The organism is Saccharothrix sp. NRRL B-16348, from assembly GCF_001280085.1.
Lineage (GTDB): Bacteria > Actinomycetota > Actinomycetes > Mycobacteriales > Pseudonocardiaceae > Actinosynnema.
Genome location: NZ_LGED01000052.1, coordinates 1 through 1,523 on the forward strand (window position 1 = coordinate 1; position 1,523 = coordinate 1,523).

Here is a 1,523-nt window from a genome sequence, read left to right on the forward strand (position 1 = left end):
CAATGCCGGTGACTTAGAGTGGTTTGCGCTGCTTGTTGGCGGAGACGGTGCGGTAGTGCGGCGCGATCCGGACTGCCTCGGCGGGGTCGCGGGTGGGTTGTGGCCAGGTCCGGTGACGTACGCGTTTGAGCTTGTAGTTGGACATCTTGCGTTTGACCACGCGGGGATTGCTGCGTAGTCGTCGCCGGGGCAGCAGGCGGGCGAGGATCTCGCGGATGCCGTCGAGCAGGGCCCGGGCTAATCGTTCAGGGGGAAAATGCGGCCTGCGCGGTGGTCTGCCGACGGGCCAGGCGCAGGGTGCGGATGAACGAGAGCCGGTCGGGATCCAGGCCTGCGTCGCCGGCGGCGGTGTGCATCAGCGACCGGATCGCGTGGTGCACCAACAGATGCGCCCAGACCTCCTGCTCGACCCCGTCGGGCGAGCGGGACCGCAGCACCTGCCCGGGGCCGCGCTGGTGGGTCTTGAGCTCGTCCAGCGCGGTCTCGATCTCCCAGCGTTGGCAGTACAACGCCGCCAACTCGCGTGCCGGGGCCTTGCGGTGGTCCAGGATCGTGGTGATCAACCGGTACGGTGCGTCGTGTTCGGGGCGGGCGGGATCGTCCAGTGTGTACTCGACCACCCGCACCGTCACCGGATCCGTGCGGCGGTAGTGGTCGTCGGTGGCCACGATCTCCGACAGGTACGACCCGTCGGGCAACTCCTCCCGCACCGGCAGCACGATGTTGGCGCGCACCCGCCACAACAGGTCCGCCCCGTTCTCTGACGCGGCCCGCCACAACGGCAGCCCGGCGAACCCCCGGTCGGCGATCACCAACTCGCCCGCGCCCAGGCCGGGGAACAACTCCCGGGCCAGGGTGGCCTCGGCCTTGGTGATCGGGCCCAGGGTGGCCGCGACGATCGCGTGCGTGCCGCACTCGGCCACCGCCACCACCCGCACCTGCGGAAACGCCGCCCGATCGCCCCGCGCCGCCGCCCGGCCGCTGCCCGGACGGCCGAACCGCTCGACGTTCTCCGGCGTGTCGGGTGCGTCGAAGGTCGTGCCGTCGACCGCCAGCACCCGCCAGGTCCGATACCACGAACCACGCGTCGTCGACCCCGCCAACGGCCTCGCGACCTGCTCGAACAATGCCTTCAACGGCGCCGCGCCCAGCTTGACCCGGGCCCGGGAGATCGCCGCGGTGGTCGGCACCCGCCAGGGCCTCGACCACCGCGCCGCCCACGACAGACCCTCGGTCAACAACCGGGCCACCTCTTCATAGCCCTGACCGGAGAACAGACACATCGCCAGCACGAAATACACCACCACCCGCGGCGGCAACAACCGGTCACGCTGCCCTTCCCGACCGGTCTCGGCGATCACCCGATCCACCAACTCAGGCGGAAACGACCTGGTCAACAACCCGATCGCGATCCGATCCGACAACCGCGCATCCGTCTCGGGCTTCAGTTGCCCAGGCCGTGGCATCCAGACACCTCCAGAACCCACAACCTACCGCAATAACCCTTAAGTCACTGGTATTGG

2 protein-coding genes are annotated in these 1,523 nt (G+C 69.3%); both read right to left on the reverse strand.

All coding sequences use genetic code 11. The features are described 5' to 3' along the window. Positions 1-13 precede the first annotated feature (13 nt). Positions 14-160: a hypothetical protein gene (locus tag ADK67_RS50580; protein ID WP_157620006.1), complete on the reverse strand. Its 147-nt coding sequence runs from the start codon at positions 158-160 to the stop codon at positions 14-16. 85 nt (positions 161-245) lie between these two features. After that, positions 246-1,466, reverse strand: coding sequence for an IS4 family transposase (locus tag ADK67_RS08100; protein WP_053715774.1), 1,221 nt, complete (start codon positions 1,464-1,466; stop codon positions 246-248). Positions 1,467-1,523: the final 57 nt, after the last annotated feature.